23 protein-coding genes and 1 riboswitch are annotated in these 22,400 nt (G+C 48.2%); of the genes, 16 read left to right on the top strand and 7 right to left on the bottom strand.

The genetic code is table 11. The features are described 5' to 3' along the window. The first annotated feature begins 157 nt into the window (after nucleotides 1-157). The 3 genes from JFT56_RS18200 to JFT56_RS18190 all read left to right on the top strand — a co-directional run bounded on the left by JFT56_RS18200 (nucleotide 158) and on the right by JFT56_RS18190 (nucleotide 2,431). A complete protein-coding gene (locus JFT56_RS18200) occupies nucleotides 158-1,009 on the top strand; it encodes a PfkB family carbohydrate kinase (RefSeq protein WP_198781379.1) in 852 nt (283 codons plus the stop codon). 339 nt (nucleotides 1,010-1,348) lie between these two features. Beyond that, the gene (locus JFT56_RS18195) at nucleotides 1,349-2,038 is read left to right on the top strand and encodes an MOSC domain-containing protein (protein ID WP_198781378.1); all 690 of its coding nucleotides are present in this window, start codon (nucleotides 1,349-1,351) and stop codon (nucleotides 2,036-2,038) included. 36 nt (nucleotides 2,039-2,074) lie between these two features. Next, nucleotides 2,075-2,431 carry a DUF4870 domain-containing protein gene (locus JFT56_RS18190; protein ID WP_198781377.1) on the top strand — a complete coding sequence of 119 codons (357 nt, stop codon included), beginning with the start codon at nucleotides 2,075-2,077 and terminating at the stop codon, nucleotides 2,429-2,431. Nucleotides 2,432-2,503: 72 nt separating this feature from the next. On the opposite strand, the gene JFT56_RS18185 is transcribed toward JFT56_RS18190, so the two are convergent. Both JFT56_RS18185 and JFT56_RS18180 read right to left on the bottom strand, forming a co-directional pair. Then, entirely contained in the window at nucleotides 2,504-4,420 is a 1,917-nt protein-coding gene (locus JFT56_RS18185; protein ID WP_198781376.1) for a methyl-accepting chemotaxis protein, read from the bottom strand. Between the two features lie 299 nt (nucleotides 4,421-4,719). Next, a complete protein-coding gene (locus tag JFT56_RS18180; RefSeq protein ID WP_198781375.1) occupies nucleotides 4,720-6,369 on the bottom strand; it encodes an electron transfer flavoprotein-ubiquinone oxidoreductase in 1,650 nt (549 codons plus the stop codon). Nucleotides 6,370-6,617: 248 nt separating this feature from the next. Beyond that, a riboswitch (molybdenum cofactor riboswitch) is annotated at nucleotides 6,618-6,751 on the top strand. Between JFT56_RS18180 and moaA the strand changes: the two genes are divergently transcribed. From moaA to JFT56_RS18125, 11 genes are all read left to right on the top strand, one after another. Then, complete coding sequence (gene moaA, locus JFT56_RS18175; protein ID WP_198781374.1) at nucleotides 6,739-7,719, top strand: GTP 3',8-cyclase MoaA; 981 nt, start codon at nucleotides 6,739-6,741, stop codon at nucleotides 7,717-7,719. (Overlaps the previous riboswitch by 13 nt.) 97 nt (nucleotides 7,720-7,816) lie before the next feature. Continuing rightward, entirely contained in the window at nucleotides 7,817-8,293 is a 477-nt protein-coding gene (moaC, locus tag JFT56_RS18170; RefSeq protein WP_198781373.1) for a cyclic pyranopterin monophosphate synthase MoaC, read from the top strand. Nucleotides 8,294-8,316: 23 nt separating this feature from the next. Beyond that, nucleotides 8,317-8,568: a molybdopterin synthase sulfur carrier subunit gene (moaD, locus tag JFT56_RS18165; protein ID WP_198781372.1), complete on the top strand. Its 252-nt coding sequence runs from the start codon at nucleotides 8,317-8,319 to the stop codon at nucleotides 8,566-8,568. Between the two features lies 1 nt (nucleotide 8,569). Continuing rightward, complete coding sequence (gene moaE / locus JFT56_RS18160; protein WP_198781371.1) at nucleotides 8,570-9,037, top strand: molybdopterin synthase catalytic subunit MoaE; 468 nt, start codon at nucleotides 8,570-8,572, stop codon at nucleotides 9,035-9,037. A 235-nt stretch (nucleotides 9,038-9,272) separates the two neighbouring features. After that, nucleotides 9,273-10,076 (top strand): molybdate ABC transporter substrate-binding protein, encoded by an 804-nt coding sequence (modA, locus tag JFT56_RS18155; protein ID WP_198781370.1) that lies wholly within the window; start codon nucleotides 9,273-9,275, stop codon nucleotides 10,074-10,076. Further along, nucleotides 10,076-10,756 carry a molybdate ABC transporter permease subunit gene (gene modB / locus JFT56_RS18150; protein ID WP_198783636.1) on the top strand — a complete coding sequence of 227 codons (681 nt, stop codon included), beginning with the start codon at nucleotides 10,076-10,078 and terminating at the stop codon, nucleotides 10,754-10,756. The genes modA and modB overlap by 1 nt, the downstream gene beginning before the upstream one ends. Next, on the top strand, nucleotides 10,737-11,849 hold the full coding sequence (locus tag JFT56_RS18145; protein WP_198781369.1) for an ABC transporter ATP-binding protein: 1,113 nt from the start codon (nucleotides 10,737-10,739) through the stop codon (nucleotides 11,847-11,849). The genes modB and JFT56_RS18145 overlap by 20 nt, the downstream gene beginning before the upstream one ends. 176 nt (nucleotides 11,850-12,025) lie before the next feature. Continuing rightward, on the top strand, nucleotides 12,026-12,547 hold the full coding sequence (locus JFT56_RS18140; protein WP_198781368.1) for a hypothetical protein: 522 nt from the start codon (nucleotides 12,026-12,028) through the stop codon (nucleotides 12,545-12,547). 49 nt (nucleotides 12,548-12,596) lie between these two features. Next, nucleotides 12,597-13,274, top strand: a complete 678-nt coding sequence (locus tag JFT56_RS18135) for a response regulator transcription factor (protein ID WP_198781367.1) — start codon at nucleotides 12,597-12,599, stop codon at nucleotides 13,272-13,274. A 49-nt stretch (nucleotides 13,275-13,323) separates the two neighbouring features. After that, the gene (locus JFT56_RS18130; protein ID WP_198783635.1) at nucleotides 13,324-14,601 is read left to right on the top strand and encodes a sensor histidine kinase; all 1,278 of its coding nucleotides are present in this window, start codon (nucleotides 13,324-13,326) and stop codon (nucleotides 14,599-14,601) included. Between the two features lie 25 nt (nucleotides 14,602-14,626). Continuing rightward, nucleotides 14,627-15,313, top strand: coding sequence for a TIGR01621 family pseudouridine synthase (locus tag JFT56_RS18125; protein ID WP_198781366.1), 687 nt, complete (start codon nucleotides 14,627-14,629; stop codon nucleotides 15,311-15,313). A 4-nt stretch (nucleotides 15,314-15,317) separates the two neighbouring features. Here the strand turns inward: JFT56_RS18125 and JFT56_RS18120 are convergent, their stop codons facing one another. Beyond that, entirely contained in the window at nucleotides 15,318-16,496 is a 1,179-nt protein-coding gene (locus JFT56_RS18120) for a GGDEF domain-containing protein (RefSeq protein WP_198781365.1), read from the bottom strand. A gap of 192 nt (nucleotides 16,497-16,688) precedes the next feature. Here JFT56_RS18120 and JFT56_RS18115 point away from each other — a divergent pair, with 192 nt between their 5' ends. Beyond that, complete coding sequence (locus JFT56_RS18115) at nucleotides 16,689-16,856, top strand: YqaE/Pmp3 family membrane protein (protein WP_006079767.1); 168 nt, start codon at nucleotides 16,689-16,691, stop codon at nucleotides 16,854-16,856. A 73-nt stretch (nucleotides 16,857-16,929) separates the two neighbouring features. Here the strand turns inward: JFT56_RS18115 and JFT56_RS18110 are convergent, their stop codons facing one another. Further along, nucleotides 16,930-19,098: a TonB-dependent receptor gene (locus tag JFT56_RS18110; protein WP_198781364.1), complete on the bottom strand. Its 2,169-nt coding sequence runs from the start codon at nucleotides 19,096-19,098 to the stop codon at nucleotides 16,930-16,932. Nucleotides 19,099-19,444: 346 nt separating this feature from the next. On the opposite strand from JFT56_RS18110, the gene JFT56_RS18105 reads away from it, so the two are divergent. Beyond that, the gene (locus tag JFT56_RS18105) at nucleotides 19,445-19,609 is read left to right on the top strand and encodes a DUF2986 domain-containing protein (protein WP_198781363.1); all 165 of its coding nucleotides are present in this window, start codon (nucleotides 19,445-19,447) and stop codon (nucleotides 19,607-19,609) included. Between the two features lie 75 nt (nucleotides 19,610-19,684). Here the strand turns inward: JFT56_RS18105 and JFT56_RS18100 are convergent, their stop codons facing one another. From JFT56_RS18100 to JFT56_RS18090, 3 genes are all read right to left on the bottom strand, one after another. Then, nucleotides 19,685-20,197: a M23 family metallopeptidase gene (locus tag JFT56_RS18100; RefSeq protein WP_198781362.1), complete on the bottom strand. Its 513-nt coding sequence runs from the start codon at nucleotides 20,195-20,197 to the stop codon at nucleotides 19,685-19,687. 30 nt (nucleotides 20,198-20,227) lie between these two features. After that, nucleotides 20,228-20,812 carry a hypothetical protein gene (locus tag JFT56_RS18095; RefSeq protein ID WP_198781361.1) on the bottom strand — a complete coding sequence of 195 codons (585 nt, stop codon included), beginning with the start codon at nucleotides 20,810-20,812 and terminating at the stop codon, nucleotides 20,228-20,230. A 165-nt stretch (nucleotides 20,813-20,977) separates the two neighbouring features. Continuing rightward, nucleotides 20,978-22,321 (bottom strand): anaerobic C4-dicarboxylate transporter, encoded by a 1,344-nt coding sequence (locus JFT56_RS18090; RefSeq protein ID WP_198781360.1) that lies wholly within the window; start codon nucleotides 22,319-22,321, stop codon nucleotides 20,978-20,980. Nucleotides 22,322-22,400: the final 79 nt, after the last annotated feature.

Below are 22,400 nucleotides of genomic sequence, written 5' to 3'. Positions count from 1 at the left end.
TCTTGGCAGAGCCGATATCGCCTTACCCCTCTATCCTCATCCTGATATGGCATTTCCTCTTAGCCCCGGATTGTCCCTTGGGGGATTTTGGTCTAGATTGAGAGCACTTCTTGTTTCTGAACTGGCGCTTTTTCTTTCCGCCCTCTGGAGCCGCGTAATGGCGAATATTTTGTTGGTTGCCAATCTTAACTGTGATCGGATCTTGTTACTTGATAAACCATTAAAAACAGGGGGTCGCTTCCATTATCAAGATGGTGGACAAAGGCTGGGCGGTGGCGGCGCCAATACCGGGCTTGGTCTAGTGTGGGCGGGTCATAGGGTCGCACTGGTTAGTCAGGTAGGTCGGGACAAAATGGGGGACTGGGTCATTGCCGAGGCGAGTACTCAGGGGCTCGATTGTCGTTTGGTGCAGCGCCGTCCGGGTAGTACCTGTGAAATGCTGCTCGTGATGACGCCCGACGGTGAGCGCACTATTATTCGCCCCCAAAGACCGATATTTGAATTATCAGTACCACCTAAATGGCAGCAGTGGGATGCACTGTATTTTAATACCTCGGCCGAGGGGACTGTCAGCTGGGCAAAAACGGCATTAGATCATTGCCTCGTCGTGGCGCAATTAGCTAAGGACGATAGGCCAAGGCCTTGCCATGTGCTATTGGCATCTGCGAGTGATATGCAGGGACGATGTGAGGCCGCATTTTGGGACTATGGTGTGAGTATTGCTGGAGATTCACTCCGTTACTTTGTGGTTACCGACGGCATTAATGGGGCCAAGGTATATACCCAAGATCAAGTGCAGCATGTCCCCGCCGTTCCCGCTAAGGTCGTCGATACCACAGGTGCCGGAGATGCCTATGCGGCAGGATTAATACATAGCTTGTGTCTGGGGCAGACGATTACCCAAGCCATGGCCGAAGGTGCTATCTGGGCAGCGTTTGCGGTGGCGACCGACAGCTCCATTCCCGGGGATGCACTGAAGCAATATTTAGAGACAAAAGACTCGGCTTAATATTTAAGGCTTGAGTCATCTTTCTGTCATTTAGGCTTGGTAGATTACCCTTAGTGACGAACAGCTTTGTCCTTTAACATTTTCAGTTTTACTCCCATTTTGTTGTTTCGCATGTTTTGCCCCGTTTCCTCAACGGGGCATTTTTTTACCCCAAAAAAGTGATCTCCCCCAATAACGCCAGTGTTGCTGAAATTCTGTGCGGCACTGACATAATTGCGTTAACATTTGTTCGGCTTAACTACTTAAAACAGTCAGCGGTTCAAAGTCGGGGCTTAGTTGCAAGTGTGTTGAAGCATTATCGTGCGTATGCCTTGTCGGCCATTGAAAAGGGAGTTACCTATGTTGTTGGTAAGCAAGTTATCTGGATTGTATTCAGGGTTAAATATCCAAGAGATTGAAGGGGTTTCGACAGGGATTAAGGGTAAGCAAGCAACAGAACAACTGATAGTGCATCTCGATCATGTCGAAGGTGATACCCAGGCCGATCCTAAACACCATGGTGGACTCGACCGCGTGCTGCATCATTTCCCCCGTGAACACTATGGTCAGTACCGCCGTTGGGATTTAATTACTCGGCTCGAAGATGCCCCCAGTATGGGGGAAAACATCAGCACAGTTGGGCTCAATGAAACCCAAGTGAATATTGGTGATGTCCTGCAGATTGGTCAGGTAAGAGTACAGGTCACTCAGCCCCGTTCACCCTGTTTTAAGTTAAACCTGCAGTTTGGCCACGGGGATTTTGCCTTGGCCATGCAGCAAAGCCAATTATGCGGCTGGTTCTATCGGGTACTCACTCCTGGGGTTGTTCAACTAGAGGATAAAATTGAATTGCTTGAGCGTCGAACCGATATCTGTGTGGCCGAGGCTATGTCTCTCTATTTCTCCCCCCACTTTGATGCCAGCGCCTATGATCGTCTCGCCTCCTGCGAAGGGTTAGCACAGAGCTGGGTTAATAGTCTGCAGCGCCGTTTAGCAACCCAAAGTGTCGAAGATTGGCAAATGCGTTTATATGGGCCAAGTGGTAAATAAGTATTTATATTCAAATGATAAAACAGGGATGACGTTATGATTGAACCCGTGACAAAGAGCGATAGAGATTTTGGATTACTCGTTTATGCATCGAGTTTTATGGGTTACTTAGTGCCGCTGGGCTCCATTTTGGGACCACTGATCATTTGGCTGATGAAACGCGAAGAGTCGGCATTTGTCGACCGATGTGGTCGCAGTTGTGTGAACTTTAAGCTGAGTTTGCTGATCTATGTGATTATCAGTATCGTGCTAGCGTTTATCGGCATTGGGTTTATCTTATTAATTGCGCTCGCTATTTTGGATCTTGTGTGCACAGTGCTTGGGATCATTAAAGCCAGTGAAGGGCAAGTGTATCGCTATCCATTCACCATTAAATTTATTTCCATGGATTAAGTATTAGTGAAAATAAAGAAAACGCCTTAGATGTCTCCATCTAAGGCGTTTTTTATGGGGTGGAATAAAGTGTTACACCTTAAACTTAGCCACTAAGGTATCTAAGCGGTGGGCTAACTGATTTAGGGCGAGACTCGCCTGTGCTGCGGCTTGGGCCGTGTTAGCCGTGCGTTGGGTGATATCGTTAATTTCAGTCACGTTACGGTTGATATCCTCCACCACAGTCGATTGCTCTTCCGTTGCGGCGGCCACTTGAATATTCATATCGCTGATTAACCCTATGCGGTCACTGATACCGACTAGGGATTGACTGGCTTCATCGACGGCTGCAACCCCTTCATGGGAACGGGTCCGGCTCTGGGCCATTGCCGCTACGGCGCGACTCGCCTCAGACTGCAGTTTGTTGATCATTCCTTGCACTTCGTTGGTGGAAGCCGCAGTACGCGATGCTAAATTGCGCACTTCATCGGCTACGACGGCAAAACCGCGTCCCGCTTCACCGGCACGGGCCGCTTCAATCGCAGCATTTAGCGCCAACAGATTCGTTTGCTCGGAAATGGCGCGGATCACATCTAAAATCCCCCCAATGGACTTAGTGTGAGTCGCAAGGGATTCGATCACTTCACCGACCTGCTCCACATCCTTAGACAGTTGATTAATGGTATCCCGTGCACGGGTGACGACCACTTGTCCGCTGCTGGATTCGGTATCGGCATCTTTAGCGGCAACGGCGGCTTGGGCGGCATTGCTGGCGATTTCATTCACCGTCGCTCCCATCTCATTGATAGCCGTGACCACCATCATAGTGCGATCTTTCTGCTCGTGGCTGTCTTCTAAGGTTTGCTGCGCCTGATTTGACACATCCTTAGCCGAAAAACCGAGTTGTTCGCTGGTTTGGGCAACTTCAATCACCGACTCTTGGATCTTGCTGATAAAGCTATTAAATCCTTGAGCTAACTGTGCAATTTCATCTTCGCCATTGACGGGCAAGCGTTGACGTAAATCACCTTCACCTTCACCAATATCACGGAACATGGTAGCGACTTGGGCAATAGGGCGGCTGACCGAACCTGCGACCACAATCGCCAGCATAATAAAGCCTGCGGCAATGATCAGGGTCCAAATAAGGATTTGGTAGGCGGCTTCTTGGAGTAGCGCAAATACCTCAGCCTCAGGGACTTGGGCGACCAAGTACCAGTCCATCGAAGGAATATAGCTACTGGCCACGAAGGTGTTTTCGCCATTGACTTCAATATCGATTAAATTGAAATCACTACGATTTAACAATGAACTTGAGTTAGCACCTGAGTACAAATTGTTGAGGCTGCTGTTACCAATCTGCTTTGGGTCTGGGTGAAGTTTCACTTCGCCCTTAGCATCGACCAAGTAAACAAACCCCGTATCTTCAATTTTAAAAGAACCGAGTAAGCGCACCATATCATCGAGGGATTTGGCTAGACCGACTAAGCCACGTCCATTGGGTTGCTGATAATTGATAAAGAGTTTTACCTCACCGTTAGCCTCGGTAAAGACGTTTAACATGCGTTCTTGACCACTGTCTCGATAGCCAAAAAACCAGCCGTCCTGTGCGGGGGTGAGCACGCGCAGAAATCCATCTTGGGTGTAATAAGCCGCAGTTTGTCTATCGGCGTAGGAAGCTTGGGCCAATTTATATTGACGGGTGATGTCCTTTAACTGTGCAACCACTTGGGGTTCTTGCTCCTGCGGGCGACCATTTTCGAGCCATTGCAGCAGCATACGGCTGTTAGCGAGTTGCTCTGCCGCATTCATTAAGCTGGAGATATCCAACTCAATTTTATTGCGTATTTGCATCATTAAGCTGGGCATTTCCGACCCGAGCATACGTTGTTGTACGACACTTTTAGCGCTACGTTGGCTCAATACGCCGACGAGTATGGTCGACAGTAGCACTGCAAATGTCACTGTCAGCAGGATCTTCTGCTTGATGGTGAGGTTATTCAATATCATAAATATCAATATGCCTGTGTTGGACGTTTGGAAATATCGGTCGACGCACTCTTGTACAATAGTGGTTATCGGACAGGAATGTTAAAAGTTGACCTTAGTCTAGGTCGATTGCCGAATAAAACAGCGTATCAAGATATTTATTTGGCCTAACCTGTTGGTCTTGCGGTAGATCTAATTATGTAGAGTATAGATGGAAATGAGTTGCTGATTGAACGCATGTGATTTTTATGGCGCAATTGTGACCAAAACGTGTCTTTTAAGCAAGCAAAAGTAAGGCGCTCATTTGAGCGCCTTGTTGATTACATATTGGGATAGTTTGGTCCGCCGCCGCCCTCGGGGGTAACCCAAGTGATGTTTTGGCTCGGATCTTTAATGTCGCAGGTTTTGCAGTGAATGCAGTTTTGCGCATTGATCACAAATTTAGGTTGGCCCGCTTCTTCGACGATCTCATACACGCCGGCTGGGCAGTAGCGCTGTGCCGGCTCATTAAACTGAGTCAGGTTTATGCCCAGTGGAATGCTGTTGTCTTTGAGGCGCAAATGGCAGGGCTGATCTTCCTCATGGAAAGTGCTCGACAGATAGACTGAAGACAGTTTGTCAAAGCTTAACTTGCCATCGGGTTTAGGATAATCAATCTTGCTGTATGCACTCACCGGCGCCATCTGCGCGTAATCTGGGTGTTCATCACGTAATGTGATAGGGAACTTACCCCCAAACCAGTTTTGATCTATGTAGTTGAAGGCGCCACCGAGGAAAGTGCCGAACTTGTGCATTGCGGGGCCAAAGTTGCGGGATTTATGCAATTCTTCGTATAGCCAGCTTTCTTCAAGGTGGGTTTGGTAACAGTCGAGATCTTTACCGCCTTCAACCCCTGCCATCATGGCTTTACCTAAGGTTTCTGCTGCAACGATACCGCTCTTCATCGCAGTGTGGGTGCCTTTGATTTTGGCGAAGTTTAAGGTGCCCGCATTGCAACCTATGATAAGACCGCCGGGGAAACTCATTTTAGGTAATGAGTTTAAGCCGCCCTTAGTAATAGCGCGGGCGCCATAGCTTAAACGCTCTCCACCGGTCAGATATTTCGCGATCACAGGGTGGGTTTTATAGCGCTGGAATTCATCGAAGGGGCTTAAGTGTGGATTTTTATAATTCAAATCAATAATCAGCCCGACCGCAATTTGGTTGTCTTCCATATGGTAGAGGAAACCACCGCCGGAGGCGCCATCGGTTAACGGCCAACCACCGGTATGCACGACTTTGCCTTGCTCGTGCTGCTCGGCGGGGACTTTCCAAATTTCTTTGAAGCCAAGACCGTAATGTTGCGGGGTTTTACCGTTATCTAGATGATATTTTTGAATAAGTTGTTTGCCTAAGTGGCCACGGCAACCCTCGGAAAATACGGTATATTTAGCGTGCAGTTCCATGCCAGGCATGTAACTGTCCTTAGGCTCACCATCGGCGCCGACGCCCATATCGCCAATTAAGATGCCTTTAACGCTATTATCGTCGTTAAATAGCAGTTCGCTCGCGGCAAAGCCGGGGAAAATTTCGACACCCAGTTCTTCGGCGCGATTAGCAAGCCAACGGGACAAATTGCCAACGCTGATAATGTAATTGCCTTCGTTGTGCATGGTTTTTGGCACAAGGGCATTCGGCATGGCTCGGCCTTCTGTGGCGGAGCTGAGCAGGTAGATTTCATCCTGGGTGACAGCGGTTTTCACTGGGGCATCTTTTTCACGCCAGTCGCTGAATAGTTCATCTAGCACCTTAGGTTCGAAGACTGCGCCCGATAGAATATGCGCGCCCACTTCGGAGCCTTTTTCTACCACACAGACAGTGATTTCTTTACCTGAATCCTGTGATATTTGCATTAATCGACACGCAGTAGCCAAGCCAGCAGGCCCTGCACCGACGATAACAACATCGAATTCCATTGATTCGCGTTCCATCAGTTCACCTCTTCCTTCGCGTTTCCCCGATTTTTATCGGGTGTTGTAGTTTGTAAACGGGCGTTTTATTGCTAATACCCACCTTACCTGAAAATAGGCCAAGGGCACAGTGGATAAACCTACTGTTTAGTCTAAATGAATACAAAACTTTGGGTGAGCACTGTCACAGATTATTCACGCCAAGGGGAACTCGGCTAATAAATACCTGTTTAGGGGTATAGCTAGGGACAACTTTCGGCCTATAATCACGGCTGACGGTTCTCCGAGCTTGCCGGCCTAAGTCAATTGATATGGCGGTGTAGCCGTGGTAATAATGCCACCGGGGTGAGTAAAGAAATGCTCTCACCTCCCACACTTGGAAAGGTGATCATGTCTCAATTACAAGACAGCTTTGGTCGAAAATTTCACTATTTACGGATGTCGGTTACTGACGTCTGCAACTTTAAATGTAGCTATTGCCTCCCCGATGGTTACCACCCCAATGGTAAGCCACACTTCTTATCTCTCAATGAGATAGAAAACTTAGTTTCCGCATTTAGCCAAGTGGGCACCCAAAAAATCCGCATTACCGGTGGCGAGCCTACGCTGCGCAAAGACTTTACCGACATTATTCGTGTCGTCGCTGATAATCCGCTCATTCATACCATTGCGACGACCACCAACGGCTATAGACTCGAAAAACATGCCAAAGAGTGGTTTGATGCCGGGTTACGACGTATCAATGTCTCGGTGGATAGCTTAGATCCTAAGATGTTTTATCAAATCACCGGTGAGAACAAGTTTGATGAAGTGATGCGGGGCATTGATGCCGCATTGTCGGCGGGTTTTGAGCGGGTAAAAATCAATGCAGTACTGCTTAAAGGTTTAAACGATAAAGATTTGCCGCGCTTTTTACATTGGATTAAACACACGCCAATCGACCTGCGGTTTATTGAATTGATGGAGACAGGTTTAGGCCGCGAGTATTTTCAGGCCCACCATCTAGCGGGTGCCGATATCAAGGCGCAGTTATTGGCGGACGGTTGGCAATTCGATGCCCCAAGCGCCTCCGATGGTCCTGCCCAAAATTTCAGCCACAGTGATTATAAGGGCCGCATTGGTTTGATCATGCCCTATGCCAATAATTTCTGTGCTACCTGTAATCGTTTGCGTGTATCGGCAAAGGGCAAATTGCATTTATGCCTCTTTACCGAGTCCGGTGTCGATTTGCGTGATCTACTGCAACATCCTGATCAACAAGCGGAATTAATTGAGCGCTTACACGGTCAGTTAGCCCAGAAGAAAGAAACCCATTATCTGCACCAAGGCATTACTGGGGTGACCCAACATCTTGCCTCTATTGGTGGCTAGGCGGATTTGCCCGCCTTAGCAATAATGTTGGCTTGAGCACTGCTAGTTGCCCCTTTCCCCGTGCCTTGATTAGGCTTCATTTTAAAGGAACGCTTTAATGAGCAATGTATTTACCCATATCAATGCCGATGGCAACGCCCATATGGTCGATGTGACCGAAAAGGCCGTCACCGAGCGTGAAGCCCACGCTGAAGCTTTTATCGAGATGGCGAGCACGACACTCGAGATGATCATGAGTGGTAGCCACCACAAGGGTGATGTGTTTGCGACCGCGCGGATCGCGGGAATTCAAGCGGCGAAAAAGACCTCAGATCTGATCCCTTTATGCCATCCACTGATGTTGACTAAGGTCGAGGTCGATTTAGAGGCGCAGCCCGAACATAACCGCGTGCGGATCACTAGCTTATGTAAATTATCCGGCAAAACCGGGGTTGAAATGGAGGCCCTCACTGCGGCCTCAGTGGCGGCACTTACTATTTACGATATGTGCAAAGCCGTGCAAAAAGATATGGTGATTTCCCAGGTTCGCCTGTTGGAAAAGCGCGGCGGTAAGTCTGGGCATTTTAAGGTTTAGCGGATCAAAAACGAGGGAAGATTATGATTAACGTGTTGTTTTTTGCCCAAGTTCGAGAGTTGTTGGGCACGGCCAAGTTAAGCATTGAGGCTAATGAGCAGATGCAAACCGCCGAAACATTACGCGCTGCGCTAGCGGCAACCGATGAAAAATGGGCCAAGGTATTAACCTCAGATAAGTTGCTGGTCGCGGTCAACCAAACCATTAGCCAATGGGATGCGCCCGTTAAAGACGGTGATGAAGTGGCCTTTTTCCCACCCGTTACAGGGGGTTGATATGCGTCTGTTACCCGCAGTTCGAGTGCAAGAGGTCGATTTTAGTGTTTCTGACGAATATCGCCAGTTAGCCCAAGACGATAGCGATGGTGCCGTCGTGACCTTTGTTGGCAAAGTGCGTGATTTTAACGATGGTGCCACAGTCACCGATCTCACCCTAGAGCATTATCCCGGCATGACCGAAGCTGTGCTGGAGCAAATCGTCACCGAGGCGCGTAGCCGCTGGCCGCTTAACAAAGTCACTGTCATCCACCGTGTCGGCACTATGGCCCTGGGTGAGCAAATTGTGTTTATTGGGGTGACGAGCGCCCATCGCAAAGCCGCCTTTGCCGCCTGTGAGTTTTTAATCGACTTTTTAAAAACCAAGGCGCCATTCTGGAAACTAGAAGCGGGTGAGCAAGGTAAAAATTGGGTTGAAGCAAAGGATGCCGATGAACAGGCGGCTAAGTTGTGGCAACACAAAGGCTAAATAACTGTTCTTAATTATGCTACATCGCAGGGTATCGCACGCAGGCACGCCATTAACTCTTCCCTGAGGGTTCCACCGCGCCATTCATGGCGCAGAGTGCCGGCTTGCCGATACCGTGCTTGTCACTATGAAGTGACTTACGATTCAAAACGGCCATTTAGCCGTGCGATAACGATACTCGTAGTAGCAACTAGCCAGTTCACAAACCGCGCGAATATTGCACTAAGGTGACCCAATGTCGAGTTTGACCCGTTTTTTCCATACCTTTGGTTTTGCAGTACTGTTTTGCTTAGCTGTCCTGCCATTGTCCAGTCGCGCGGCGGAGAAGTCCGCTGTTCCTGCCATTGCCGCCGCCTCGGATTTGCGTTTTGCCTTAGATGACATTAGCCAAAAATTTACCCATGATACTGGGCTAAAAGTAAAAATTTCCTATGGGTCATCGGGCAACTTTGCCACGCAAATCCAAAATGGTGCCCCCTATGAATTGTTTTTATCCGCGGATGAAAAATATATTCAGCAGCTACATAAAGCGGGTGTCGCCCGTGATGCTGGCGTGCTTTACGCCCAAGGGCAACTCGCCATTGTTGCACCTAAGGCGAGTAGTCTATCGCTTGACCCTGAGTTAAAGGGATTAGCACAAGCACTTATGGCTGGGGAAATCAGCCGTTTTGCCATCGCCAATCCTGACCATGCTCCCTATGGTGAGAGAGCGAAGGAAGCGTTGCAGTCAGTGCAGTTGTGGGATGCGATTCAGCCTAAACTGATCCTCGGGGAAAACGTGTCCCAAGCGGGTCAGTTTGCGATCAGCGGTTCAACCCAGGGCGGGATTATTGCGCTGTCTTTAGCTATGTCTCCTCAGTTTGCGAGCCATAGCCGATACGCGATAGTGCCAGCCACAATGCACAGCCCATTGTTTCAGCGTATGGTGTTAATGGTGAGTGCGGGTGACACCGCCGAGCGTTTCTATGACTATTTACAAACAGATAATGCTCGCCATATTTTGGCCGATTATGGTTTTTCACTGCCAGAGCAACCATGATGGATTGGCAGGCACTCTGGTTATCGGTCAAGCTGAGTGGGATTACGGTGTTAGTGCTGATCCCCTTAGCCATTCTCGCCGGGCGAGCCTTGGCCTATCGTCAGTTTGTCGGTAAGTCTTGGGTCGAGGCGCTGATTATGGTGCCCTTAGTGTTACCGCCGACCGTGATTGGTTATTACCTGCTGGTGGGGCTGGGTAGCCAGAGTTGGCTTGGCCAATGGATTGAGCAAGTCATTGGTCAGCAACTTGTGTTTCACTTTTCCGGGCTGGTTATCGCCTCCGTTTTAGTCAATATCCCCTTTGCGGTGCAGCCTATTCAGCGAGCCTTTGAAACTGTCCCCCACGATGTTCGTGACGCTGCCGCATGTTGTGGCATGAGTCGAATTAAAATTCTGCTTAAAATTGAATTGCCTATGGTGTGGCCGGGCGTGTTGACCGCGCTAGTCTTGTGCTTCTCCCATGTGCTTGGGGAATTTGGCGTAGTACTGATGATGGGCGGCAATATTGCGGGTGAGACTAAGACGATTTCAATTGCAATTTATGACAGTGTGCAGTCATTTGATTTTAATGCCGCTGGGACTATGTCATTAGTATTATTATTGTTTGCCGTTACAGCCTTGGCATTGACGACCAGTTTGTCCCGACGTTTAGGAGGTCAGCGTGGCACAAATCATCGCTGATCTGCATTGCCAGATCAAAAACGATAACCACATAAAACTCAATGCCGATTTTTGCTGCAAGGCGGGGGAGGTGCTTGCCGTCGTGGGGCCTTCTGGTGGCGGAAAAACTACGTTGCTGAGGATGATCGCCGGGCTAAACCATCCGGATGCGGGCCGCATAGTATTTGGGGATACACCTTGGTTTGAAGCTCAGTCGGGAATCGCTTTAACGCCGCAGCAGCGCCATATAGGTTACATGCCGCAGCATTTTGGGCTATTCCCCAATCTGACTGCCCTAGAAAATGTGGTCGCTGGGCTCGATCATATTCCTAAGTCTGAGCGGGTTGCGCGGGCTAAGGATTGGTTAGAGCGAGTGAATTTGCATGGATTACCCGATAGGTTGCCGGCGCATTTATCGGGCGGTCAGCGCCAACGGGTTGCACTGGCGAGGGCGTTGGCCCGCGAACCGTCTGTTTTACTGTTGGATGAGCCATTTTCCGCGGTAGATAGGGAAACCCGTGAGCGTTTATACCTCGAGTTGGCTCGCCTTAAAGAGCAGTTACTCTGCCCCGTGATTATGGTCACCCACGATTTAAATGAGGCCCTATTACTGGCGGATACTATGATGTTGATCAGCCAAGGGCAGATGTTACAGCAGGGTGCACCCTTTGAGGTGTTATCGCGCCCACGTAATGAGGCCGTGGCACGGCAGATGGGGCTGAGGAATATTTTCGATGGCGAAGTGGTGTTTCAAGACAGCACAAAGGACCTCACTTGGCTTAAGTTTGGCGAGCAGTTGATCGCCTGTGACTATGGCAAAGGTCGCCCCGTAGGATCTCAGGTTCGTTGGGTGATCCCCAATCAAGGTATACGATTTAATTCGATTTCTAATGGCCGTTTATGCCGTAGTTTTAATAAGTTAGATATCACCATCGATTCTCTTCTCGTGATGGGAGAATCGGTACGACTCATCTGTTATGTTACTGGCACTCAGTTACAACTTAACACTGAAGTCTCGCTGCACCTCGCCCAAAAACTGACCCTGAAAAAGGGGATGCAGACCACTGTTGCCCTCAAATCCGAACAAATCCATATTTTAGAATCCCCCAGATGATCAAAGCTTAATCTTGTTTCCATCGGTGTTTCAGTTGGTATTAGGTAGACTTAACACATTGGCGACAAAACGATTGAGTGTTTGGTTTGGAATCGCGCACAGGGACAATAGGTTACATCGACATCTAATTGATTGTCTCATAAGATACAAACATAGCTGATTTATATGGAGGAGCCATGAGACTATGGTTGCTAGGACTCATTTTGGTATCTGGGGTGGCATCCGCTGCCCAGAGCCTGTATTCGATGTTAGCCAGTGGGGATTATCGGCCACCGCTGAGTGTTATGCAGCAGGTTGAAAAGGATTTTCAAGGGGTGATCACCGAGTTTGAAATGGAAATGCAAGAGGGCGAGTTAGTCTACAAGCTTGAGTTAATTAATCCGCTAGCCAACGCTATCACTCGATTTGAATACCGTGCCAGTGATGGTAAGTTATTGAAGCAAAAAGCGGCTAAAGTGACCGTGGATGAGCTAAGTGAAGTCGAGGCCACACGATTTATTTCGGCTCAGCATCAAACATTTTCAGGCCTTATTGCGATGGCGACTAAGGATCACAATGGTTTTTTGACCGATGCAAAATTAGATCACGACTTAGGCATCAGTTACTTAGAACTTAAGTTGTTGGATGATACTGGCAAGTATAAATTGGCCTTCGATGTGGAAAATTTACGGCAGCTACCTTTACTCAAGTGGGATTGAAGCTTGTAGAGCCAAGGACTAAGTGAAGATTGAGGAGCGCAGCGTATAAATGAAAATACTTTTAGTTGAAGATGATGCGACAACGATTGATTACATCGTCAAAGGGTTTATCGAGCAGGGACATAATATTGAAACCGCCAGCGATGGCCATCAAGGGCTGTTGCAGGCTACAAGCAGTCAATACGATTTACTGATCCTCGACCGTATGTTGCCGCAGCTCGACGGCTTAAAACTGCTCGCCGCCTTGAGGGCAACGGGGGACCAGACTCCTGTGCTGATTTTATCGGCATTGGCACATGTGGACGAGCGGGTGAAGGGCTTGCGTGCCGGGGGCGATGACTATATGACTAAGCCATTTGCCTTCTCCGAGTTATTGGTGCGCGCCGAGAAATTAATGCAACGTGGCCAATCGACCCCAGTCACGACGGATTTAGTCGTTGGCGGTTTAAGGATGGAGTTGCTGACACGCAATGTCACCTTAGATGGGCAGGAGCTGATGTTGCAGCCAAAGGAGTTCCAGTTACTTAAGTATTTGATGGAACACGCGAACCAAGTGATTAGCCGTACCTTATTGTTTGAGGCGGTATGGGATTATCACTTCGATCCTCGCACTAATGTCATCGATGTGCATATCGCCAAATTACGCCGAAAATTTGAAGAGCTAGGCCACGGTGAACTCATTGAGACCGTGAGGGGGGCGGGTTATCGCTTACGCCAAAGGCATTAAGCCTTACCAGAGTAGCGCCTGGCGCATCACCATTGTGTTTTCTACCTTAGTGACTGTGATCATAGGCGCTTTGCTATTTGTCCTATACCGTCAGTTGATTATTGAGCAACAATATCAAGTGACTCAATATCTTGAGTCAGAAACGCAACGCTATCAACACCTCGCACGCACGGTTGATCGGCGCAGTTTCGCCGCCCAGATCCGTGCCGCCGATCCCCAAACCGCCCTCATTGCTTGGCGCAATAGTTACGATATGGTCGGCGCCCTGAGTTTTATGCCCGAAGGCATGCCTATGTTGCCACAGACCCGGGATTTCCCGATTTTAACGGGTGGGCCAGATAAGCTGCATATTCTGACGGGTGGCCTAGTGATGACGCGTTACGGCCCAGTGCTGATCGCCACCAGAACCGACAACCTAGCGACATTGATCGATAAGTTTATCAGCGCCGCGGCAACCGCAGTGATGTTGACTATTATCTTGACCTTAGCGCTCGGCTATTTGTTTTCTAAGGCGATTCTGCGCAGGTTAGTACAGTACAACCGCTTGAGTGAGCAAATTGAGCGTGGTCACTACGATACGCGTTTACCCTTAAGTTGGCGTCAGGATGAATTCGATATGCTGGCACTGCAATTTAATAACGTGCTGGATATCCTCGAAAATAACCTGATGGCGGTGCGCGGTGCGACCGATAATATCGCCCATGATTTACGAACGCCGCTATCCCATATCCGCATTGGTCTCGAGCAGCTAGCCTCGAAATCCACCGACGAGGTCAGTGAAGAGTGTGCGATCTTGACCGAGGAGTTAGACCACTGTTTGGCGACCTTCGATGCCATGTTATCCCTGACTCGAATCGAGGAGGGGCAGCAAACCTTAGATCTACAGGAATTGAGTTTGGCTCAACTCTGCACCGATCTATTGGAAATGGCCGATGCCGTCGCGGAGTCCAATGGACAAACCCTGAGCCTGTCCCTGCTAAGTGATCACATTGTTCATGGCGATAAACACTTATTATTCCAAGCGTTATATAATCTTGTGGATAATGCGATGAAGTATTCTGGGCCGGGTGCGCGGATTGATATCATTCAGTCTGGCCCGCAAATCAAGATCTGCGATAATGGCCCTGGTATTCCCGATGAGAGTAAGGAGAGAGTGTTCGAACGCTTAGTGCGGCTCGATCCTAGTCGCCATCTTCAAGGTACGGGATTGGGATTATCTATGGTCAAAGCGATTCTCTCGCGGCACAATGCGCAAATTACGCTTTCGGATAATGTCCTTAGCGATCAGCATACAGGCTTAATTGTGACTATTAAGTTTAGGGCCTAGTTAGTTTTAAAAGCATGGGAATTTCATGTATCGAATCATAGCCGATGAGGCTGATTTTCTAGTTATTTCTAAATCAGCCCAAGTGCATTTCCACAGTCAGGATGGCACTGCTGGGGTCGTGGCGCAGGTTGAGCAAGATCTGGGGATAAAGCTTTTTGCCGTGCATAGACTCGATACGCCAACCTCGGGTCTGTTGATTTTGGCTAAGAACGTCGCCGCAGCCCAGCAATTTACCGAGTTATTTACCGCCCATAAAGTGCAAAAGTTCTACCTCGCCTTAGCGAAAGGTAAGCCGAAGAAGAAACAGGGCTGGGTGATTGGCGATATGGCAAAGTCGCGGCGTAGCATGTTTAAGTTACTGCGCACGAAAGAGAATCCCGCTATTACGCAGTTCTTTTCTCAAAGTGTGGGTGACGGATTACGTCTCTATCTGCTTAAACCCCATTCAGGTAAAACCCATCAGTTAAGGGTTGCTCTGGCAAGTTTAGCTGTGCCCATTTTAGGTGACGACCTCTATGGCGGTGAAAGTGCCGACCGTTGTTATCTGCACGCCTACAGTTTGCATTTTAGCTACTGTGGCGCCAGTGGTGAACGGCGGGATTATGCTTACCTCGATATGCCTTTGCAGGGAGCACTATTTAGCAGTGAGCCTGTGACAGCGGCGCTCGAGGCGTGGCGAGATCCTAATACCTTAGCTTGGCCCGATAGATAATCATTTATTCAATGATATCGGCTTGGCAGATACGGTCACGTCCCGCCGATTTAGCGAGGTACATGGCCTGAACGGCTTGAATGAGTAGCTGATCTGGTTGGCATCCATGGTAGATGGTGGCGTAACCTAAACTGGCGTAAAGATTGATCACTTTGCCTTGCCAGTGGAATGGATTTCCCCTGAGAATTTTATGTAACTTGTCGGCAACCACCCTGGCCGATGGCGCATCGGTTGCGGGTAATAGCACTAAAAACTCTTCTCCACCATGGCGGCAGAGGGCATCGTTTTCCCTCAATACTGTTTCAAATAATCTGGCCGCTGTAAGCAGGGCGAGATCCCCAGCATCGTGGCCGTATTGGTCATTTATATCTTTAAAATGGTCTAGGTCTAATAGGATCATGCTGTAAGGCTCATTGGTCTTAAGCCAGCGCTGGTGAATGTTTTTCAACATTTTTTGCATTGCCCGTCGATTCCACAGACCCGTCAGTTGGTCGCGCTCGGCCAGAATTCGGATCTTGCTGACTAGGCGCGTTAGCGCGTTGCCTATCATCACTATATTGATCACAAGGGCGAGGAATACGTAAAACCAGAGTACGGGAATGGCTTCTTGGGTGTACATAGCAATAAATATCGGGGCTTCTTCAGGTGATAGCACTGCGATAAAAAAGCGGATGATAAAAACCACTGCCATGGCAATTAAAGGCAACACCATCGCGGTTGCGACTCTATTTCCCGTATCACGCTTAGTGGCAATGTAATTATCCTTAGTTAGCAGGGTAAAGGAGAGTGCCGCATTGGCAGAGAATAAGCTGGCGAGGACTCGCTCTGAGCTAGCGTCAGGGGGGACGAGTAGCATCAATATTGCTGTGATGGTGAGGGCCGTGAGATCAAATTTTGTACTGTGTTGCAGCCGAAAGAGATGCTGTGTCCCCCAGCGCAACATGAAAAATCCCAATAGCACCAGAATATCAGAGCCAAACCAGAATAAATAACTCGCCGCTTGTGTGCGTTGGGTGCTGAGTATTATGCCCAGTAAGACAAAGAGGTTACCGAGTGAAAAACGCATGCTGGCTTTGGGGGCTATTTTTAACGGATGCGCCATAAGCCCCCAAGCAATGGCCGAGGTGCCTGTGAGCAGACAAATAAACTTGATCAGTAAGAGGGCCTGGGGGTCAAATATCATTTAGGGTCATTCGATTTTTCTTTAACTATAGATGGCTTTTGAGTTCTCGGTTGAGATTAGCATGATGGATCATATAGGGGGAAAACTCGCTCTGGCCCGCCCATTTCCCTAAAGTATTTGCAAATGTAGGGTCTTCCTGCGAAGTTATATCCTGTTGATTTGCTAATAGTCCCCGTTTAAGGATGCTCGGTTATGGATACAAATAAATTACTCTTAGTTATTATTGCGATTTTACTCCCTCCAGTTGCGGTATTTTTGAAGGCGGGTGCGGGTAAAGATTTATTAATAAACATAGTGTTATGTTTACTCTTCTGGTTCCCTGGTTTGTTACATGCACTTTGGGTGGTGACCAAAGCATAATTTTGATTTATCTGCCGAGAATGAAAAAAGCGCAAACTAATGCGCTTTTTTTGGCTTCAAAAATGCCCTTTACTTAAAAGGGGATGCTGTAACCTATAGTTGCAGTACGCCCCATCCCTTTGAAATAACGATCATTTGTACCCATGGTTTGTGAGTAGTAGTTGAAATAATCCTTATTAAACAGGTTTTGTACACCTAGGCTTAGAGTGCCAGTGTAGAGTGGCATAGCGAAGGATGCATCGACAGTAGTGTAACCCTCAAACTCGGCGTATTTTTCCCCCGCGGCGTCTTCAAAATCGCGGTCCATGAAGTAGTTAGCTTGAACGCGGGTCGACATTTCATTATCGAAATTGTGAGTCCAGAACAGGTTGATACGATTTGGTGAAATGTTGGCACCATCGAGATCGGTATCTGTTTTGTTGTCATCGTTAGAGTCGTATTCACCCCGCTGGATGGCGATATTCATGCCCAGATCATCGTTGCTCGACAGGTAAGCGGTCACGTTAGCCTCGATACCATCGATAACACTCTTTTCCCGTTTTACATCGTAAAATCCATCGCTGTTTAAGGCTAAGCGTGAACCATAGTCTGTGGCTGAGCGGTAGTAGGCAATCTTAGCACTCAAGTATTTACCTTGATAATCGGCACCCAATTCAACGTTATCAGTCACAATAGGGGCGAGGGAGAGTGAGTCTTCTATGCTGGGGTTATCGCCGGGGAAGCTATTGCCGTCACGCAGAATACGGCCAATGTCCGGCATGCCAAAACCTTGGTTAAAGCTAGTGTAAAGGCGGATATCTGGGGTGATTTTGTAGGAGACGCCGATATTAAATAGGGTCTCATCGAAGCTCACTTCTCCCCCTTCAATTTGTTTATTGCCTGCACCGTAAAGGGTTTTATAGTCATCAACATTTAGGGTAGCGTGTTCGTAACGCACACCGGTTGATAGGGTTAAATCGGTAATTAAATCATAATCTAATTGTAAGTATGGCGCGAAGTTGTCATAGGTACTTTCGGGCACCCATGAAAGGCCAGTTTGCACTAGATCTTGTTCAGTGGTATCACGGAACAGGTCGAGACCATAGGCGGCATCTATGCCAGTATCGGCAATATTTTTGGCAATTAATGAGGTCTTTAAGCCCCATTTGACCGAAGAGTTGCGGGATTGCTCGTAATACCAGTTCTCACCCTTAGGGCCTTCACATTGCACGAGTTGGTCGTCATTGGCAAACGCAGGATCGAAGAAGGTCTTGTTGCAGCCACCGCCATATACGGCTTGGAAATCCTGATTAAAGAGTTGTACGTTCAGCTGTTGGCCAGCAATATTTTCGTGGCTGTAGGTCAAACTAGAGGTTGTGACTTGGTTATTGGCGGCCTCCCAAGGCTGTTTTTCTTCCACCGCGCCCGTTGGTATGCCATTGGCGATATCGCCTTTTACGGGCATCCAATCGCCGTTGTTTTCCATATTGTAATGGTTAACCATTAGCTCTAGTCGTGACTCTGCAAAGTTGTGACCAAGTTTGATAAAGAAATCAGCACTTTGGCTATCCATTGACTCGCCTTGAGTCGTATCGACGCCAATCACATCGTGGTTAGCATCATAGTAAACCCCATTATTGCGATAGCTGACGGAGCCTAGCATGTCGATCAATTCAGACTCACCGGAAAACGCATAACTGGCACCAAAACTCACGCCATTAGATTCAAGCGAATCCGGCACTGTGACATCGAAACTTGCTTGGTGCTCGTTATCGCCGGATGGTTTTTTAGTGATGTAGTTGATGATCCCACCCTGGGCGCCTAAACCATGCATAGCATTGGCGCCATGAATGATTTCAATCCGTTCTATCATGGCAGGATCGATAGTCTGACCCGAGCGGCCACCGCTGCGCAGTGGGTTAGATTGGGGTACACCGTCGATCATGATCAGTGGTGGACGGCCGCGTAGGGTTTCACCCGTGTTGCTCATCTTCTGGCGGCTTGGCGAAAAACTCGGTGCTAAGTTGCCAATAATGGTGGATAAATCCTTAGTGGTGCGAAACTGCTCTTCTAATTGGATTCGGTCGATAATAGTGACAGTATTGGGGATCGAGCTTGGAGACTTATCCATACGGCTTGCGGTGACAGTGATTTTTTCGATTTCTTTATTTTTGTTGATACTGTCAGGGGCATCCTGTGCCGCTGCTGATTGGGTCAGTGCCGTGAGCACGGCTAGGGCAACAAACGAGGTTTTGAACGTCATATAACTTCCTGCATAGGTCGAGTAAGTGTGTTACACCGAATTCCTTGGCATCAGCACATTCCGTTAAATAGCATTGCAAATGATAACGATTTTTATTAAATGTGAATTCTATGGGAGTGCATATCGATTGTCTAGCCGTTATATCGGTGAAATTGCTTGGTAAGGCGTCAATATCTGGAAGTTGTGATTTGTCTTACAGTGAGAGGTGTATTTAAATTGAGGATTAACCCCAAAACCTAGATAAGCTATTATGTCGGCCAAATCACAGTCAGTTGCTGCCAATAAGCTGATCCAGAGTGGGATACGAATGTACGTTTGAGGTGGCTGGCGGCTATTTGGTGCTCTAATGAACCGTAAAAAGAAGATTAATCAAACCCTAAAAAGCAAGGCGAAAAAAGCCAATGCTAAACTGCGGACCAATAATAAACCCAAATACATAGCTAAGGCCGACAGAGAAGCCTTAGCCGCTCAAACCGAAATTGTGCCACTGGAAACTGCGCCCCCTGCCTGAGGTATCCGAATTAACTCATTGATTAGGTCAGTAGGTGACGCTAACTAACTCCATGTAACTCTTCATAATATAAGCTTATTGATTGTTAAGATATTCGATAGGATTTTGATATACGGCTTTTTTATAGCCCTGAGTCGAAGTATCTATCAGCCAAGGTTTAGGTAATAAACTTAAAATCGAATAGTGCAAATGCGCCGGTTTGCCCTGGGCATTCCCCGTATCACCTACAGCGCCAAGGGTATCTCCCTTCATTGCAATCAACCCGGTATCGGCTGCAATTGTCGCCAAATGGGCAAAATAGTGGATCTGCCATTTAGGGCCAAGGCCAACTACGACCTTACCTCCCTGGAAGAAGTCGCCTCGATAAATAATCAGCATAGGTGTGGGCGCTATCACGGCGGTATTTTTGGGGGCAAAAATATCTATGCCTTTATGCACGCCCGATGCGCCCCAGGGCTCATACCAAAAGGTTTGACTGTTCCAGTCTTTGCTGCTCGCCCCCTTGACGGGAATAAGCGGTGTTTCAGGGATAAGGCAGCCGCCAAGGATTACCAGCAACATGGTGATGCCAATGTGGGTTAATCGCATATTTATTCCTTTAAATTTAATTGGTTGCTATTAGTGATAATCACTAAACTCTTGCCAATTTTCGGGATACTGCAGGCGCTCAACATCCGATAGCGATAACCAATAGGGCCGCCAAAAATAGCTGCACCAAAAATCGATATTGCCTTGCAGGCTACCTAAAGTGTCGGGATCGAGTTCGGCAAAGCTTTCCCATGGATTGGGTGGCGCGGATTTGAAGTTGACTAATGCCGCCAGCAAGGTGCTGTTATTGGTCACTAAATTTATACAAATACCAGCAAAATCAATATATTGATTTAAAAATATACGGGTATCGTTGGTTGCATGCTCGATAACACCACTAAAAGGATCCGCTACCGCGGGCAAGGCCATAAAACCCGCCTCGCGCAATAGTGTGTCTAACGTCTCCTTGCCTTGATAGGTAAGTAAACAATGCATTTGATAGCCAAAAATATGATCCTTGGCCAGAGAGACTATAGGCGGGTAGGCTTGCCTGTCCGGCACACTGAGACTCGGCATCAGGGATTGAGGGAAAACGGTATGCAATTCAACCTGTGGTTTTGTTCGGCCTAGGCGGGGAATATCGCGTTGGAGACGTTGTTTAAGCCAAGCTAACACTACACTATCTCTCTTACTTTGGGCTAGGTATTTTATGCCCTGAAGAATAGCAGCGTCTAGGCATAGCGCAGAAATTGAGGCAGGTTACTACTTTCGTTGTGTTTTAAAGCACAGGTTAGAATAGCTCAAAGGCCGAATATTCGGCCTTTGAGCTGCTCAGTGACGTTAGAGCAAGGTTGTCGCCAGTAAATAACCTAGGGTAGATGCCGTAGCGACACCAATAAAGCCTGGCATGATAAAGCTGTGGTTAATGATGAACTTACCTATTTTAGTTGTCCCTGAACGGTCGAAGCCAATACAGGCTAAATCGCTGGGATAGGTCGGCAGTACAAAGTAGCCATAGCTCGCGGGGAGAAAGGCGATCAAGAGTTTTGGATCGACACCTAAGGCAAGCCCCATAGGTGCTATGGCCGTTAACGCCGCCGCTTGGCTATTGACCAACTTAGAAATTAAAAACAGCACTAGGGCATAGGTCCAAGGTTGATTTTGCACTACATGTGATAGGTTTTCCTTCAGCACATCCATATGGCTAATAAAGTAAGTATCACTCATCCAAGCCACACCAAAGACAGAGAAAATGGCCACCATGCCCGCTTTAAATACTGGGCCATTGGCAATTTCAGTAGGTTTCACTTTACAGCTCATTAAGATAAATGCCCCGGCAATCAGCATCATCATCTGGATCACTAAGTTCATCGATAGGAGCGTGTTTTTACCTTTCACCTCAAAGGCGGGGCGTAACTCGCTAAAGGAGCCTAATAGCACTACGGCGGCAATGGCGGTAAAAAATATTCCTGTGGCCCAATAGGCTTCCTTAGGGAAGCGCTGGTTGAGTAGGGTTTCGCTCTTGTCGTAGATAAAGGCTCTTTGTGTTGGATCCTTAAGGCGCTCTTGGAACTCTTCATCTTTATCTAAATCTTTGCCGCGACGTAGGCTCCAAAGGGCCGCCGCCATTACACCACCAAGCGAAGCGGGAACCGAGACCATTAAAATTTCCAGCATGCTATAGGCGTGACCAACCCCTTGCTGGGCGGCGAGTATGGACACCATGGAAACCACAGCCACTGAAACCGGAGAAGCACAAATGGCCATTTGGGATGCCACTGAGGCAACCGCCATCGGGCGTTCTGGACGAATGTTTTTCTTCAGTGCGATATCGGAAATAATGGGGAACATGGTATAGACCACATGGCCCGTGCCACAGAGGAAGGTCAATGTCCAAGTCGTTAATGGCGCTAAGATCGTAATGTATTGTGGATGACGGCGCAGTAAACGTTCGGCAAATTGCATCATCACATTGAGGCCACCTGCGGTCTGCAATACGGCGGCGCAGCCAATCACGGCGAGTATGGTTAGCATCACTTGGACCGGAGGTTGTCCCGGCGCTAAACCAAACACAAAGGTGAGTAAAAATAAGCCGATACCGCTGATAAGTCCAAGTCCCATGCCGCCGTAGCGGGTACCTAGCAGTAAGCAGCCTAGGACTACTATAAATTCCATCAAAATCATTTGAATTACCCCTGTATAGCTTGCTGCTATGGATAGGTTGAAAACCGTTTGTGGGTATTTTGCTTGGGGATGGGGTTAG

Origin of the sequence: Shewanella putrefaciens (assembly GCF_016406305.1) — a bacterium.
Taxonomy (GTDB): Bacteria; Pseudomonadota; Gammaproteobacteria; order Enterobacterales; family Shewanellaceae; genus Shewanella; species Shewanella putrefaciens_C.
This window is presented reverse-complemented; position numbering and strand designations above follow the sequence as displayed.